Below are 15,580 nucleotides of genomic sequence, written 5' to 3' on the forward strand. Positions count from 1 at the left end.
CCAGTCCGCACTGCTGACGATCGACCCTCGGAAAATGCTGCGCCAAGTATGAAATGTTCGCTTTCGGCGCCGCGGCAATCAGGCACGCTGCCACGGCCAACGACGCACACTTCATCCGTCCGCTTTCTGCGGCTCCCCCCTAAGGATTCACAGCCGTTGAACCCGACTTGTCGTTTTACCTGTCATCCTTGCCGTCGAAATCCAGCGCGCATTTTCGTGATCGACCCGGCGCGCGGCATTAGCCTCTCGTTAACCACCCCTGCTTAGAAAAAGCCGCAAGCACGGTGGTCAATGAGTTTCCGCCAAGGACCAGAATACCGCCATGTCAGTCATCTCCTTTTCGCTTCGCAAGAGCGGCCGCATGAAGACCTTGGCTGCGACTGCGCGCGCTCCCTGGGCACGGCAAAAAGCACCCGGCAGCGTCAAGCAGGCCAAGTCCCGGGTTATCGTGCTGACGGCCTGTTTCATCGCCGCCTATGGGGCCATGGTCGCCCGGCTCAGCTATTACGGCCTTACCCCGCCGGAAGTGACCGCATCCATTCCGGCCAATACCGCTATCGCTGCCCGTCCCGACATTACCGACCGGAACGGTGAATTGCTGGCGACCGATGTCCATACCGTGTCGATGTTTGCCGAGCCGTATCGGATCGTCGATGTCGACGAGACCGTGGAGAAGATCGGAAGCCTGTTCCACGACCTCGATCGCAAGGCGCTCTATGCCAAGCTTTCCGATAGGCGGCAGAAGTTCATCTGGGTCCGCCGACAGTTGACGCCGAAGCAGCAGAGCGACGTTCTGAAACTCGGCATGCCGGCGATCGGTTTCCGCCCCGAGGTCAAGCGCTTCTATCCTGACGGTCGTGTCGCCGCGCATGTGCTCGGTTATGTGGACATCGACAATCGCGGCGTCGCCGGCATGGAAAAATATCTCGACATGCAGGGCCTGTCCGATCTGAAAAGCGTCGGGCTGACGACGGAAGCGGCCTTGCAGCCGATCCGGCTTTCGATCGATATCCGGGTGCAGAACATCGTCCACGACGTGGTCGAGCATGCGATCACCGAATACAAGAGCAAGGCTGCCGGTGCGGCGGTCATCGACATTCACACCGGCGAAGTTCTGGCGCTTGCCTCGGCGCCCGATTTCGATCCGAACGACCCGCAGGCCGATGGCGGCGAAGGCTGGCTGAACCGGATGACCAACGGCACGTTCGAAATGGGCTCGACGTTCAAGACCTTCTCGATGGCGATGGCGCTGGATAGCGGCGCGGCAAAACTATCCGACACGTTCGACGCTTCGGCGCCGCTTCACTATGGCGGCTTCACCATCCATGACGACAACGAGGTGCCGCGGCGCTGGCTGACCGTTCCGGAAGTTTTTCGCTACTCCTCCAACATCGGCACAGCCAAGATGATGGACCGCGTCGGCATGGACAATCAGAAGGCCTATCTCACCAGATTTGGCCTGCTGACCCGAATGCAGACCGAATTGCCGGAGGTGAAGACGCCGAGCCAGCCGAAAGTGTGGAAGAAGATCAACTCGATCACCATCTCGTTCGGCCATGGCGTGGCAACGACGCCGCTGCAGACGGCCGTTGCCGGCGCAGCACTGGTCAATGGCGGCGAGTTGATCGAACCGACCTTCCTGCCGCGCACCGCGTCTGCTGCCGAACAGACGGCAACGAGGATCGTCAAGCCGGGCACCAGCGATACGATCAGGGCGCTGTTCAAGCTCAACGGAGAGCAGGGCTCGGGCAAGAGCGCCGATGTCGCGGGCTTTCATGTGGGCGGCAAGACCGGAACGGCGAACAAGGTGATCAACGGCAAATATTCGCACAAGCTGAGCTTCAATGCCTATCTTGCCGCCTTCCCGATCGATCATCCGCAATACGTGATCCTGTCGTTCTGCGACGAGCCGCTTTCCGGCGAACATACGACCAGCACGTTTGCCACAAATACGGCCGCCCCGATGGTCAAGCAGATCGTTGCCCGCGCCGCCCCGATGCTCAACGTCGTGCCGGATTTTGCGCCGACGATGGTGGCAGACTATTGATTGCCGACAGATAGGCTCCGACACGTCTGGAGCATGGCCGAAGTTTGCAAAAGCCGGTGTCAACGCAACGGGCGTAAACAATCACACCCATGTCGTTCATTTTTAGCGAACAGTTTGTCTGCCAGCGTTCATCTTTCGTGTTGCCGGTGAAAGTGGCACATAGGTTTCCAGAGAATTCAACGACTGTCCCGACATACCGGAGCACAGCGCACTTCTGGAGACTTCCATGTCTAGCTCGCAAAACACCGTTATCCTGATCGCCCGCATCCTGCTGTCGTTCATCTTCATCTATTCCGGCTTCGGCAAGCTGACCGACCCTGCCGGCACCGCCGGCATGATCACCGGCGCAGGCCTGCCGGCTGCAACTGCCCTTGCCTATCTTGCCGGTCTGTTCGAATTCATCACGGGCCTTGCCATCCTCGTCGGCTTCCAGACCAGGATAGTCGGCTGGGCTCTGGCCCTCTTCTGCATCTTCACCGGCCTCGTCTTCCATTCCGGCACGGTTGCCGTACCGGGCTGGCCTGACGCCGCACTCGGCTGGATCAATGCTCTGAACGGCATCATGCTGATGAAGAATTTTACGCTGGCCGGCGCCTATATCCTGCTCGCAACCTTCGGCCCCGGCGCATATTCGGTCGACGCCCGCCGCGGTTCCGTCGCAATTGCTGCCTAACTTTTGATAATTCCCTGCCAAGACAGCTCCCGCCGGACCAAAATCCGGCGGGTTTTTTGTTGTCTGAACAAGGAGATGTTTCAGCGCCTGATATTCTTGGCGAGCCAGACGGTGGCGCCGCCGCAGGCGGGATCCTGGGAGATCTGGGCGACGACCTTGAAGCCGTTCTTTGCCAGAAGCGCCTCGTATTCGGCCTTCGAGAGGCTGGCGTGATAAAGCGGTTCGCCACCGAACTCGCCCATCGCCTCGCCTTCGAAATGCCCCGAGGTAAACATCAGCGCAGCACCCGGACCGGCCAGCGCCCCGAAGCGCGGAAACATCGCCCGCTGGTCGTCTGCATTCAGGTGGAAGAAGCTGTGCCAGGCGAGAATGCCGTCGAACTTCGTTGGAATATAGAATTTCCGCATGTCGGCGACATACCAGGCCATGCCCGGAAACCGCTCCCGGGCCAGCCCGATCATCGTTTCCGACGTATCGACACCGGTGATGTGAAAACCGCGCCTTGCGAGATCCGCTGCCATCGGCTCGGCCGCGCCGCAACCGAGATCCAGCACATGGCCTTGACGCTTTATCAGCCCGGAAAAGTGGTCCAGCCACGGTTTTTCGAACAGGTTCCTGCCGCGAACCTTGTCGAAGGCCAGCGCGTGCCGTTCGTAAAGCGCTGCGATATTGGCGTCTTCGCCTGACATCAGAGAACCTTGCGCACAGCCTCGACGATTTCGGTAATCCGCACGTCACCGTCATGTTCTGCCTTGCGGGCACGAACGAGGCAGGCTTCCGATTTCAGGATCACGCCATCCGAAAGGATTTTGAGGTGATTGGCCTTGAGCGTCGAGCCGGTCGAGGTGATGTCGACGATGATATCCGCCTGTCCCGCCGCCGGAGCGCCTTCGGTCGCCCCGAGACTTTCGACGATGCGGTACAGCTGAATGCCGTGGCTACCCGAAAAATGCTGCTGCGTCAGCCGCCAGTACTTTGTCGCGATCTGCAGGCGGCGACCATGGCGCGAGCGGAAGTCGGCGGCGACGTCACCGAGATCGGCCATGGTATCCACGTCGAGCCAGATTTCCGGCACCGCGACAACGACATCGGCATGGCCGAAACCGAGACGAGCGGCGATTTCAACCTTGCGGTCGGCATCGGCCAGACCTTCGCGGATCAGGTCCTCGCCGGTAACGCCGAAATCGACAGTGCCGGCGCCCAGTTCGCGGGCAATCTCGGAGGCCGACAGGAAGGCGATCTCGATATCGCCGTGGCCTTCGACCCTGCCGCGATAGGAGCGTTCGTTGCCGACCGCGACGATGGGCAGACCGGCGCGTTCGAAGATCGCCGAGGCATCGTCCTTCATGCGTCCCTTGGACGGCAGGGCAATGGTAATGGTGGACATCAGCGCGCCCTCGCCTGTTCGATCCGGTCGAGCCAGAGCGAGAAGCCCACGGCCGGAATATCTTCACTCGCGCCAAGCAGTGTCAGCAGCCGGTCGAAACGCCCGCCACCTGCCAGAACCGCGTTTTCACGGCTGACCTCGAAAACCAGGCCGGTGTAATAATCCAGCGGGCGACCGAAAGCAGCGCGATAGGTCACCTTGTCGAGATCGACGCCGAGATCGGCCATCGCCTCGGCCCGCGCTTCGAAGGTGACGAGGGCTGCGCCCATGGCAAGCCCTGCGGCATCGGCAAAACCCGCCAGTGCCGCGGGTGCCTGTGACATCGGCAGTTCCAGCGACAGGAATTCGGTCAGAAGCACGAGGGCCGACCCATCGAGCCGGGTTTCGGCCAGCGACTGCTTTTCCTTCAGCCGGGCCGCGATCTCGCGCGGCGAACGGCTGGCATTGGTGGAATAGCCGGTTTCCTGCATCGTGCGGTCGATATGGGCGATCAGCGCCGCCTCGTCCTGGCCCAGAAGCTCGACAAGTTCCGGTGACAGGCCGGAGACCGCCTGCGGGCTCGCCAGCGTCATCAGCAAGTGGCGCAGATGGGCATTGTTGCCAAACGACTGGATCAGCCGTTTCTGCCAGCCGCCGGGAAGCCCCAGTGCCCTGACCACGGCCTCGAACACGGCCTGATCACCGAGCGTCACCGTCAGGCGGCGGCCGGGGATGAGGCTTTCGAGGATCTGCATCGCATCGTTGACGGCGCGGGCATCCGCATTCGCCGTCGCGGTCTCGCCGAGATCCTCGATGCCGGCCTGATAGAACTCGTTGTCACCCTCGCGGCGCTGGCGGAACACCTCGCCGAGATAACAATAACGCCGCGGCGTGCCGGTGGCATTGGAAATATGGCGCAGGCAGACGGGAATGGTGAATTCCGGCCGTAGGCACAGGCTTTCACCGGTCTCGCTCTCGGTGAGAAAGATACGGCGGCGCAGGTCCTCGCCGGCCATGTCGAGAAAGGGTGCCGCCGGCTGGATCACCGGCGTATCGATCCTTGCTGTGCCACGGGCTGCGAACTCGTCGAGCAGGTGGCTGGAGAATTCGGGCATGTTGATCAGCGGCATGGGCGCACCTCGGCGAGGCTGGCATACTCCCCCAACACAGAACGATTAAACATCCTTGGCCCGCCTGCGGTCTTCCGCCTGGGCGGCCAGAATTTCCTTCACCTTGGCGACCAGATCCGCCTCGGAGACGGTGTCCTGCGCCACGCGGGCTTCTCGCCACGAGGCATTGTCCTCGATCTCGCCGGAAAGCCGCTTGCCCTCGATCAGGTCCTTCAGCTGCACGACGCCTTGCGCGCGCTCATCACCGCCCTGGATGATGGCGATCGGGCAACCGCGGCGGTCGGCATATTTCAGCTGGTTGCCGAATTTCTTCCAGTTGCCCTGGTACATTTCGGCCCGAATACCTTCATTGCGCAGTGCTTGGGTAAAGCGCTGGTAACGGCCCATGCTTTCGACATCGCCATCCATGACGGTGACGAGAACCGGTGCAATCACATCGTCCTGACCAAGCTTGCCGAGGTTTTTCAGCGCCGTCATCAGGCGCGAGACGCCGATGGAAAAACCGGTCGCCGGAACCGGTTGGCCCATGAAGCGCGAAACGAGACCATCGTAACGGCCACCGCCGCCGACCGAGCCGAAAACGACCTTCTCGCCCTTCTCGTTGGTGACGTCGAAGGTGAGTTCGGCTTCGAAAACCGGGCCGGTGTAATATTCGAGGCCACGCACGACGGAGGGATCGATCTTGATGCGATCCGGGCCGTAACCGGCGCTGGTTGCCAATGCGCCGATGGTGTTCAGCTCATTGACGCCTTCGCCTCCGTTTGCCGTACCGGCAACGAGTTCGCCAAGTTGGGCAGCGCTTTCCGCATAATCCTTGATGCCGACGAAGAAGAGAACCTTGTCGATCTGCTCCTCATTCAGCCCGGCACCCTTGGTGAAGTCGCCGCTCTCATCCTTGCGGCCGGGGCCAAGCAGGAGCTTCACGCCTTCCGGGCCGAACTTGTCGAGCTTGTCGATGGCGCGCAGCACGTTGAGGCGCTGGCCAGCCTTGTCGTCACCGCCGAGGCCGATCGCCTCCATCACGCCGTCCAAAACCTTGCGGTTATTCACCCGGATCACATAATCGCCGCGCTTGATGCCGAGAGCTTCCATTGTGTCGGCCATCATCATGCACATTTCGGCATCGGCCTGGACGCCCGGTGAGCCGACCGTATCGGCATCGAACTGCATGAACTGGCGGAAACGGCCCGGACCCGGCTTTTCATTACGGAAGACATAACCGGCGCGATAGGTGCGGAACGGTAGCTGGATCTCGTTGAAATTCTCCGCGACATGGCGGGCAAGCGGCGCAGTCAGGTCGTAGCGCAGCGACATCCACTGGTCGTCGTCGTCGGTCAGCGAAAACACGCCTTCGTTGGGCCGGTCGCTATCGGGCAGGAATTTTCCCAGCGCATCGGTATATTCGAACAGCGGCGTCTCGACCGGATCGAAACCGTAACGCTCGTAAACCTCGCGGATTTTCGCGGTCATCTCGTTGGTGGCATGGATATCGGCAGCCGAGCGATCGACAAAACCACGCGGCAGGCGAGCTCTGAGTTTCTGGGGCTTCTTCTGCTTGTCATTCATGATCGATATCCATTGCCTTGAGGCCTATCTGAAAGGCCGAAATACGAGCGGTTTCTTAGAGGATGAAGGCTTAAGCGGCAAGGGCGGCGGCTGGCGAACTACAGGCCGCGATGGTATATATCCGCCATCAAAGGGATCATCGCCATGAACAAGCGTGTCACGATCGAAATGCCGGATGAGATGATGAAGCTCGTCGAGGAATATGCGGCCGAAGCCGGCTCCGCGCCGGACGCCTATGTGCGCGAGGTGATCGAGCAGCATCTGGAGGATCTCCACGACATCGCCTTGGCCGAGGCGGCGATGGAGCGCATCCGTTCTGGAGAAGACAAGGTCATAAGCTCCGAGGAGTTCTGGCGTGGCATGGACGATTGAGTATTCCACGTCGGCACAAAAGCAGGCCAAAAGGCTCGATCCCGTCATCCGTAAACGCATCAGACAATTTCTCGACGAGCGGCTTGCCATCCATGAAAATCCTAGAGAACTCGGCACCGCGCTGAAGGGGCATGCTCTCGGTGGTTTCTGGCGCTACAAGGTCGGCGACTATCGTATCATCTGCGACATCCAGGACCAGAAGCTTGTCGTGCTGGTGGTCGAAGTCGGCCATCGCCGGGAAGTCTATCGCTAATCCCATGTCCTTATCAAAATGATCGTCGAAGCCATCCAATATGCCGCGACTGCACTGGTCACGCCAAAAGAATTCCGTCCGTTCATCCGCTCTTCGCTTGGTCTTTGGGGCCGTGCGAAACGTTGCGCGAAAGCTTGGCGGCCGCATGAGGAAAACTGCCATGCTTTCATCCGCGAGGCCACGTTACCGATGCGGCAGAGGCGGACCGCCGTGGTGCTCGGCTCCGGCCTGTTGCGCGATGTGCCGATCGTAGAACTCTCGAAGAGATTCGATACGGTCGTGCTGGTCGATCTGGTGCATCTCGCCAGCGTGCGGGCGTGGATCAAGGTCAGGGGGCTCAACAATATCCGGCTGATCTCCCGCGATCTTTCCGGCCTTTCGCATGCTCTTGCCGGGACTGCGCCGGAGCCGCTCGGCTTCCTGCGGCAGGTGCCCTATCTCGATCTCGTCGTCTCGGCCAATATCGTCTCGCAGATCGGCGTGGGATGCCGGCGAAAGCTTGAACGCTCAGGCCATGCCGATCCTGACGCGATCGTCGCACAGCTCATCCGGGCGCATCTCGACGGGCTGGCGCAGTTGCAGTGCAGGACAGCGCTGCTGACGGATGTCCACTACCATGTCAGCGATCGCAGCGGGGCTGTTCTCGAAGAGGATGATCTTCTGTGCGGCGTGCCTGTGCCTGCGGCAAAACGCAGCTGGGATTGGCCGGTGGCGCCTTTCGGAGAATTGGGCCGAGACCGGCAGGCCGTACATCGGGTGATCGCGGCCTGATGCGGGGGCGACCCCCGTTCAGCCGGACGTGATATCGACCTCGATTGATTTCCGCCGCCCGAAGCCTAGAATGATTTCAATGAAACAGTTCGCCGCCATGATGATGTTTGCCGCCTGGCTCCTTTACGGGGCTATGCCGGCGATGGCGACCATGCCGATAAACGGTAAATCGATGGATGCCGGCACCGTGATGGCAGATCACGTCATGCCGGGGCATTCCGGCCACGGAGACGTGGCGGTTAAAAAGGTTCATTCAGGACAACCGGACAATATCCAGCAGCCCTGCCCGCATGAGGGCGAAAGCGGCAAAACGACCTGTGTTGCGCCTTTCTGCTCCGCCTGCCTCGTAATACCGCCGCATATCGTGTTCACCGAGACCGGCCGTTTCGTTCATCCCCATCGGGCGCCGGACGCTGGCCCGTCGATCATCGTTTCCGGTCCCGCACCGCTGACCCCACCTCCCCGCGCCTGATCGTTTTCGCCAACGGATCGAATAACGAAACTTTGGGACACGGAAGGATACATCATGTCCAAGACCACGATCATCATCGCCGCTGCAATTGCGTTCGCCTGTGCCACGGCCTCTTTTTCCGGTGCGTTTGCGCAGGATATGAAGGGGCATGACATGAAAGGCCATGCCGGTATGGCGATGAATACGGCCCCGGCCGACGACCATGCCTCGACCAAGGCCTTCAAGGCCGCCAATGCCAAGATGCATGAAGGCATGGCGATCGAATTTTCCGGCAATGCGGATGTCGATTTCGCCCGCGGCATGATCGCCCATCATCAGGGCGCGATCGATATGGCCAAAGTCGAACTCGAACACGGCAAGGACCCGGTGCAGCGCAGGCTGGCGGAAGCCGTCATCAAGGCGCAGGAGCAGGAAATCGCCGACATGCAGGCCTGGTTGAAAGAACACGGAAAATAACGGCCTGAACAAGCCGGCACCGGGTGAGCTTACCGCTTGCCCGGCGTCCATCTCCCTCCATATGGTAGAGCCGGAGGCAGAAATCATGCGCCCGATTACCGCCATCGGCTTCGATGCCGACGATACGCTCTGGCAGAACGAGCAATATTACCGGCTGACGGAAGAGCATTTTCAATCGCTGCTCGGCGATTTTGCCGAGGAAGCGGATATTTCCGCCCGGCTGCTGCAGGCCGAAAAACGGAACCTCGAATATTACGGTTTTGGCATCAAGGGGTTCACCCTGTCGATGATCGAGACGGCCGTGGAGATCACCGAGGGCAAGGTGACGACCGAAACGATCACAAAAATCCTCGACATCGGCCGCGATCTTCTGCGCCATCCGGTCGAATGCATGCCGCATGTGGAAGAAACGTTGCAGGCGCTGAACGGCCATTACCTGCTGGTGCTGATCACCAAGGGCGATCTGTTCGACCAGGAGCGCAAGCTGGCGCAATCGGGGCTCGGCGATTATTTCGATGCGGTGGAGATCGTCTCCGACAAGAACGCCACAACCTATCGCCGCATTTTTTCCAAGGTGGCCGACGGGCCGGAACGGGCGATGATGGTGGGCAATTCGCTGAAATCCGACATCGTGCCGGCAATCGCCGCCGGTTCCTACGGCGTCTTCGTTCCCCATGCGCTGACCTGGGTTCTGGAACATGTCGATGCGCCGAAAGACGCGCCGCGCTTCCGCCAGATCGAGCATCTGGGCGAGCTTGGAGGCGTGCTGAACGGCATCACCTCGTCCTCGGCCTGAACATCAGGGACGCACGAATTTCAGCCGCATCGCATCTACCTCGCGCTGGCAGAAACAGCCGTCGAGATGGTCGTTGACCATGCCCATGGCCTGCATGAAGGCATAGATCGTGGTCGGGCCGACAAAGGTCCAGCCGCGCTTCTTCAGGTTTTTGGACAGGGTGACGGAAACCGGCGTGGTCGGGTTGGCGCGCAGCGTGTCGAGATCCATCACCAGAGGCCGCGTGTCGACGCCGGGCTCGAAACTCCAGAAGAATTTCGCTAGCGAACCGAACTCGTCCTTGAGTTCAATCGCGCGCTTTGCATTGTTGATGGTCGAGACGATCTTGCCGCGGTGGCGGATGATGCCGGCGTCGGTGACCAGACGTTCGATATCGGACTCGCCGAATTCCGCCACCTTGTGGAAATCGAACCCGGCAAAGGCCGCGCGAAAATTCTCGCGTTTTCTTAAGATCGTCAGCCAGGACAGGCCGGATTGAAAGCCTTCGAGGCAGATCTTTTCGAACAGGCGGATATCGTCTGTGACGGGGCGGCCCCATTCCTCGTCGTGGTAACGGCGGTAATCTTCCAGCCCCCCATGCCAGAAGCAGCGCCCCCTGCCGTCGTCCCCGACGATGATGCCAGCCATTTCCTTCTCCCAGACCATCAAATTTCCAATCGTTAACGGCCCTAGCGGCCGTTTTAGTTTCAGGCAACCATGTTTCCAAACCGGCGGGTAACCCTGCCAAAAGCTATATCGGATTTGAATGCTTAAAGGCGCCACCTGTTTACCATTCGCTTTGAGCTTGCGTTCACCATTCCGATCACACGGCGGGGGTACCGCCTTTCGGTGATTGTAACGAGTGGATCCGACATGAAGGCGAAACTTCTTCTCGCGCTGGGCCTTGCCGCCCTGTTTTCCAATTCCGCACTGGCGGACGACCGTTATCGCGAACGGCCGCCGGTCATGGTGAGCCCCGATCTTGCCGCCCCATGGCTGATGCAGCTCGGCGCGCAGCCGAGATCAGGAGCGGCACAGCAACGCCCTGCCTATCAGCAGCCGCAGCGGCAGATGCGCCCGCAGGCCGTTGTAACCGGCCAGCGCAATTATTACCCTGCAGCCCCGAGCCGAGCCGGCGTTGCACGAGAGGCGGACGTCCAGCAACCGGCCCGCACACCGGTCGTACGCCGCGGCATCTTCGGCAATAACAGCCAGGTCCAGCAGGCGGCCGTGCGCCCCAACCGGGCGGTCCGCAGCCAGATCGAGCCGCAGTTCCTGCCGCAGATGGTGACCTATGACACGAAGGAAAAGCCGGGCACGATCGTTATCGATACCAACAACCGGTTCCTCTATCTCGTGATGGAAAATGGTCAGGCCAAACGTTACGGCGTCGGCGTCGGCAAACCGGGCTTCGAATGGGCAGGCGAACACAAGGTGACCCGCAAGGCCGAATGGCCGAACTGGACCCCACCGCAGGAAATGATCGCCCGCGAGGCCGCCAAGGGTCATTATCTTCCGGCACGCATGGATGGCGGCCCGGAAAACCCGCTTGGCGCGCGCGCCATGTATCTCGGCTCGACGCTTTACCGCATCCACGGCACCAATGCGCCCTGGACAATCGGAAGCGCGGTCTCGTCGGGTTGCATCCGCATGCGCAACGAGGATGTCACCGACCTGTACGGTCTGGTCAATGTCGGGACGAAGGTCATCGTGATCTAAAGCTTGTCGCGATCCTTCGGATTCGCTCCTCACGCTTTAGATTCTTGTTTTATCGCATGTCTTTTGCGCAAAACCGCTGCACACTTTTGCACGACATGCTTAGGCTTCCTCACCCCCTCTGCGACGATATCATGTGGCCGGATCGACACGATCCGGCCGTTTTATTATCCACACCCTGCTCATATTCTTGCCTCCTTGACTTGCTCTGCCGGCCAAGCCGGGACATTTTGCCTCAGCTTGAAGATCAGACCTGTATGAGGGGTAAGGATGAAATCGCGTAAATTGCTGCTGGCAGTGGCCGGCATGATGTTTGCAGCCATCGCCACCACGGCACCGGTCGAGACGGCCAGCGCACAATCTCAGAGCACAGCCAGCGACGTTGCGCCGAAAGTGCGCAACAAGGAAGTGCCGGCGAAATTCCAGCGCCGCAGCGTGCGCTTCGCCACAAACGAGGCACCGGGCACGATCATCGTCGATACAAACAACAAGTTCCTGTATCTCGTCGACGGCCAGAACCGCGCGACGCGTTACGGCATCGGGGTCGGCCGCGAAGGGTTCGGCTGGTCGGGCGAAGTCTCCATCGGTCGCAAGGCCGAATGGCCGACATGGACGCCGCCGGCCGAGATGCGCGCTCGCGAAGCCCGCCGCGGCATCAAGCTGCCGGCCGTGCAGCCCGGCGGCCCTGACAACCCGCTCGGCGCCCGCGCCATGTATCTCTACAAGGGCGGCCGCGACACGATCTTCCGTATCCACGGCACCAACCAGCCCTGGTCGATCGGCCTCAACCTGTCTTCCGGCTGCATCAGGATGATGAACAAGGATGTCGAGCATCTGTATGCCCGCGCCCCCGTCGGCACCAAGGTCGTCGTGGTCGGCCCCGGCTCCAAGCCCGGTGAAGTCGCCTTCAAGGACCGCGGCATCGACATTTTCCGCACGATTTTTGGCGGGTAATGGGGACAGGGGAAGCATAGAAACTCCCCTCATTCCTGTGCTTGTCACAGGAATCCAGCCAGCCCAAGTCCTTGGGCTGGAAAGAGTCATTTCGCCGCGCAGACGCGCGTCTGCTGGATCCCTGTGACAAGCACAGGGATGAGGGAAGAGTATGAGGTCGCCCTTTCAGCCCTTCAATTTCCCCGGCTTCTCGCCGCCATAGGCCCAGTCCAGCAGTTCGACCGTGTGGACGATCGGGATCGCTGTGCCTGAGCCGATCTGGGTCATGCAGCCGATATTGCCGGTGGCGATCACATCCGGTTTGGTCGCCTCGATATTTTTCACCTTGCGGGCCTTCAACTCGCTCGAGATTTCCGGCTGCAGGATGTTGTAGGTACCGGCCGAGCCGCAACAGAGATGTCCTTCCGCCGGATCGCGCACAGTGAAGCCGGCGTTTTTCAACAGCAGTTTTGGCGCGACGGTAATTTTCTGGCCGTGCTGCATTGAACAGGCGGAATGATAGGCGACGTTAAGGCGTTTCGGTTCCTGCCGCGGAAGATCGAGCGTTGTGAGATATTCGGTAATGTCGCTCGCCAGCGCCGACACTTTCGCGGCCTTTTCCGCATAATCGGGATCGAGCCGCAGCATATGGCCGTAATCCTTGATCGTCGTGCCGCAGCCGGAGGCGGTGATGATGATCGCATCAAGGCCCTTGTTGTCGATTTCCCGCATCCAGACATCGACATTACGGCGGGCAAAACCGAGCGCTTCGTCTTCCCGCCCCATGTGATGCACCAGTGCTCCGCAACAACCCTCGCCTTCCGGCACCACGACCTCGACACCGAAACGGGCAAGCAGCCGGACCGTCGCGAGATTGATGCCGGGATCGAGCACGGACTGGGCACAACCGGAGAGGATCGCCACCCGGCCACGCCGTATGCCTAGGACCGGCTGAGCGCCGCGCAGAACCGAGGACTGCGGCGCGGCGGCCGCTTGCGGCGCCAGATCGAGCATGGCGGCAAGCGGCCTGAGCGCCTTTACCTGTTTGAGAAGCGGGGCGAAGGGTCGGCCGAATTTGGCGAGCGTCAGCGCCGTGCGGAAACGGGCCGGGTAAGGCAGGACGGCTGCAAGCAGGCCGCGGACCAGCCGATCGGCAAGCGGGCGTCGATACGTGTTTTCGATATGGACACGGGCATGGTCGACCAGATGCATGTAGTCGACGCCGGAGGGACAGGTGGTGACGCAGGACAGGCAGGAGAGACAACGGTCGATATGGGTAACCACTTGCTCATCGGCGGCCCGGCCGTTTTCCAGCATGTCCTTGATCAGGTAGATGCGGCCACGCGGGCTATCCAGCTCGTTGCCCAGCGTCAGATAGGTGGGACAGGTGGCCGTGCAGAAGCCGCAATGCACGCAACGGCGGAGAATCTTTTCGGATTCGGCAACATGCGGGTCTTCGAGCTGTTCGGGGGTGAAGGAGGTTTGCATCAGGAAATCCCTCGAATCGAGGGGCCGAGCCCCCCTCTGGCCTGCCGGCTATCTCCCTCACAGGTGGGGAGATCACAAGCGGCAGGACCTTCGCCCATCTTTTTGACGGCATCAGGTGCGGCAGCGCCAATCCGGTTCACTCGGGGCAAAGCAGTGCGCCCAGCTGATCTCCCCCCTCGTGGGGGAGATGGCCGGCAGGCCAGAGGGGGGTGCCGCAGCGCAATCGTAATCGTCATCATCTCCATCACCCCAGCTTCCCCGGAGAAAAAATGCCCGCCGGATCGAGTTTTGCCTTGATGCGGGCAGAGAGTGCCGCGATCGCATCGGGTAGCGGTTCGAAGGTCGGGATTTGCGGTCTTCCGGCTTCCGAGGCGCGGATCAGCGTTGCGTGGCCGCCACCCAGCGCACGGATGTAGCGACGCAGCAGCTCGGCTTCCGGATCGGCTTCCATGCGCATCCACACCAGTCCTCCCTGCCAGTCGTAGAAGGCATCGATGCCTGCCTCCAGCCGCAGCGCGGAGACGAGATGATAACCGGCGCTCGGTGCGACCGAGACGCGCCAGAGCGGCTTTTCGGTGCCATCAGCGTAAGGAGCGACGTCGCGGATCTGGCGCCAGAGCATCAGGCTATTTTCCATGCCGAGTTTTCCCACAGGGCCGAAGGCTCCCATGACTGCTGCAAGTTTTTGCGATCGCACGTCAACGGAGGCGGTGAGGCCTTCGAGCCGCAAGACGGTCGCTTCACCTTCCGGCAGGACACCATCGATGAAACGGGAACGCACGGTTTGGGGCAGATGCGCGGCACCCGAAATTTCCACCGGCAGCGCGATTGCGGCGGCCATCGCCTTTGCCGCCGTTTCATCGTCGAGACCGGAGATGACAATGGTTTCCGTCATCGGCGGCACGGGCAACACGCGGAACGTGACTTCGGTGAGGAAACCGAGCGTGCCCTGCGAACCGGCAAGCAGTTTTACCAGATCGAGCCCGGTGACATTCTTCATCACCCTTCCGCCGGCGCGTATGATCTCGCCGCGGCCATTGACGAAGCGAATGCCGAGAAGACTGTCGCGCGCAGCACCGGCAATGAGGCGGCGGGGACCGGAAACATTGGCGGCAAATACGCCGCCGATGGTCGGTTCACCCTTGTTGCCCAGAATGCCGCGATGGTCCATCGGTTCGAAGGCCATCATCTGGCGATTGGCGGCAAGCGCTGCCTCGACCTCCGAAACCGGCGTGCCGGATTTCACCGTCATCACCATTTCCGCCGGATCGTAATCGACGATGCCGGAAAGGCCGCGGGAACTGATCGGTTCGGCCGGCTTGTTCAATCGGGCAAAACCGCGAGTGTCGGCGCCGCAGATCGACAGGGGCTTGTTGTCGGCAGCGGCATTGCGGATGACGTAAGCGGCATCGGTTTCGGAATTGGGGATCAGCATATGGGCAGCCTTGCCCGGCTTGCTCTCCGGAAAACACCCCCCTCTGCCCTGCCGGGCATCTCCCCCACAAGGGGGGAGATCAGCTGGGCTCGCCATCCTACCCCGATCAATGTCGCGATCTCTCCAA

General features: G+C 60.9%; 17 protein-coding genes. 10 read left to right on the forward strand and 7 right to left on the reverse strand.

Annotated elements, in window-relative coordinates:
• The first annotated feature begins 322 nt into the window (after positions 1-322).
• Both FHP24_RS07110 and FHP24_RS07115 read left to right on the forward strand, forming a co-directional pair.
• The gene (locus tag FHP24_RS07110) at positions 323-2,047 is read left to right on the forward strand and encodes a peptidoglycan D,D-transpeptidase FtsI family protein (RefSeq protein WP_139674837.1); all 1,725 of its coding nucleotides are present in this window, start codon (positions 323-325) and stop codon (positions 2,045-2,047) included.
• A 226-nt stretch (positions 2,048-2,273) separates the two neighbouring features.
• On the forward strand, positions 2,274-2,720 hold the full coding sequence (locus tag FHP24_RS07115; protein ID WP_139674840.1) for a DoxX family protein: 447 nt from the start codon (positions 2,274-2,276) through the stop codon (positions 2,718-2,720).
• 80 nt (positions 2,721-2,800) lie between these two features.
• On the opposite strand, the gene FHP24_RS07120 is transcribed toward FHP24_RS07115, so the two are convergent.
• The 4 genes from FHP24_RS07120 to hisS are packed head-to-tail and all read right to left on the reverse strand — an operon-like array spanning position 2,801 to position 6,782.
• The gene (locus tag FHP24_RS07120; RefSeq protein WP_139674843.1) at positions 2,801-3,409 is read right to left on the reverse strand and encodes a class I SAM-dependent DNA methyltransferase; all 609 of its coding nucleotides are present in this window, start codon (positions 3,407-3,409) and stop codon (positions 2,801-2,803) included.
• Positions 3,409-4,107 (reverse strand): ATP phosphoribosyltransferase, encoded by a 699-nt coding sequence (gene hisG / locus FHP24_RS07125; RefSeq protein WP_139674846.1) that lies wholly within the window; start codon positions 4,105-4,107, stop codon positions 3,409-3,411. Before hisG ends, FHP24_RS07120 begins: the two co-directional genes overlap by 1 nt.
• Positions 4,107-5,216, reverse strand: a complete 1,110-nt coding sequence (locus FHP24_RS07130) for an ATP phosphoribosyltransferase regulatory subunit (RefSeq protein ID WP_139674849.1) — start codon at positions 5,214-5,216, stop codon at positions 4,107-4,109. The genes hisG and FHP24_RS07130 overlap by 1 nt, the downstream gene beginning before the upstream one ends.
• A gap of 45 nt (positions 5,217-5,261) precedes the next feature.
• Positions 5,262-6,782, reverse strand: a complete 1,521-nt coding sequence (hisS, locus tag FHP24_RS07135; protein WP_139674852.1) for a histidine--tRNA ligase — start codon at positions 6,780-6,782, stop codon at positions 5,262-5,264.
• Between the two features lie 144 nt (positions 6,783-6,926).
• Here hisS and relB point away from each other — a divergent pair, with 144 nt between their 5' ends.
• The 6 genes from relB to FHP24_RS07165 all read left to right on the forward strand — a co-directional run bounded on the left by relB (position 6,927) and on the right by FHP24_RS07165 (position 9,902).
• A complete protein-coding gene (relB, locus tag FHP24_RS07140) occupies positions 6,927-7,154 on the forward strand; it encodes a type II toxin-antitoxin system RelB family antitoxin (RefSeq protein WP_210237811.1) in 228 nt (75 codons plus the stop codon).
• Positions 7,138-7,407 (forward strand): type II toxin-antitoxin system RelE family toxin, encoded by a 270-nt coding sequence (locus FHP24_RS07145; RefSeq protein ID WP_139674855.1) that lies wholly within the window; start codon positions 7,138-7,140, stop codon positions 7,405-7,407. The genes relB and FHP24_RS07145 overlap by 17 nt, the downstream gene beginning before the upstream one ends.
• Before the next feature lie 18 nt (positions 7,408-7,425).
• On the forward strand, positions 7,426-8,178 hold the full coding sequence (locus FHP24_RS07150; protein ID WP_139674858.1) for a hypothetical protein: 753 nt from the start codon (positions 7,426-7,428) through the stop codon (positions 8,176-8,178).
• 79 nt (positions 8,179-8,257) lie between these two features.
• A complete protein-coding gene (locus tag FHP24_RS07155; RefSeq protein ID WP_139674861.1) occupies positions 8,258-8,650 on the forward strand; it encodes a hypothetical protein in 393 nt (130 codons plus the stop codon).
• A gap of 54 nt (positions 8,651-8,704) precedes the next feature.
• Positions 8,705-9,106 carry a CopM family metallochaperone gene (gene copM, locus FHP24_RS07160; RefSeq protein WP_139674865.1) on the forward strand — a complete coding sequence of 134 codons (402 nt, stop codon included), beginning with the start codon at positions 8,705-8,707 and terminating at the stop codon, positions 9,104-9,106.
• 85 nt (positions 9,107-9,191) lie between these two features.
• On the forward strand, positions 9,192-9,902 hold the full coding sequence (locus FHP24_RS07165; RefSeq protein WP_139674868.1) for an HAD family hydrolase: 711 nt from the start codon (positions 9,192-9,194) through the stop codon (positions 9,900-9,902).
• Between the two features lie 3 nt (positions 9,903-9,905).
• On the opposite strand, the gene FHP24_RS07170 is transcribed toward FHP24_RS07165, so the two are convergent.
• Positions 9,906-10,529, reverse strand: coding sequence for a DNA-3-methyladenine glycosylase I (locus FHP24_RS07170; protein WP_139674870.1), 624 nt, complete (start codon positions 10,527-10,529; stop codon positions 9,906-9,908).
• 225 nt (positions 10,530-10,754) lie between these two features.
• Here FHP24_RS07170 and FHP24_RS07175 point away from each other — a divergent pair, with 225 nt between their 5' ends.
• Both FHP24_RS07175 and FHP24_RS07180 read left to right on the forward strand, forming a co-directional pair.
• On the forward strand, positions 10,755-11,600 hold the full coding sequence (locus tag FHP24_RS07175; protein WP_139674873.1) for a L,D-transpeptidase: 846 nt from the start codon (positions 10,755-10,757) through the stop codon (positions 11,598-11,600).
• A 267-nt stretch (positions 11,601-11,867) separates the two neighbouring features.
• Positions 11,868-12,551 carry a L,D-transpeptidase gene (locus FHP24_RS07180; RefSeq protein WP_139674876.1) on the forward strand — a complete coding sequence of 228 codons (684 nt, stop codon included), beginning with the start codon at positions 11,868-11,870 and terminating at the stop codon, positions 12,549-12,551.
• A 165-nt stretch (positions 12,552-12,716) separates the two neighbouring features.
• Here FHP24_RS07180 and glcF read toward each other — a convergent pair whose 3' ends face one another.
• Together glcF and FHP24_RS07195 are read right to left on the reverse strand one after the other, a co-directional pair.
• A complete protein-coding gene (gene glcF / locus FHP24_RS07185) occupies positions 12,717-14,018 on the reverse strand; it encodes a glycolate oxidase subunit GlcF (RefSeq protein ID WP_139674879.1) in 1,302 nt (433 codons plus the stop codon).
• Positions 14,019-14,262: 244 nt separating this feature from the next.
• Complete coding sequence (locus FHP24_RS07195) at positions 14,263-15,453, reverse strand: FAD-binding protein (protein WP_139674882.1); 1,191 nt, start codon at positions 15,451-15,453, stop codon at positions 14,263-14,265.
• Positions 15,454-15,580 lie beyond the last annotated feature (127 nt).

The sequence above is a fragment of the Aliirhizobium smilacinae genome (genome assembly GCF_006335145.1).
Classification (GTDB): Bacteria; Pseudomonadota; Alphaproteobacteria; order Rhizobiales; family Rhizobiaceae; genus Neorhizobium; species Neorhizobium smilacinae.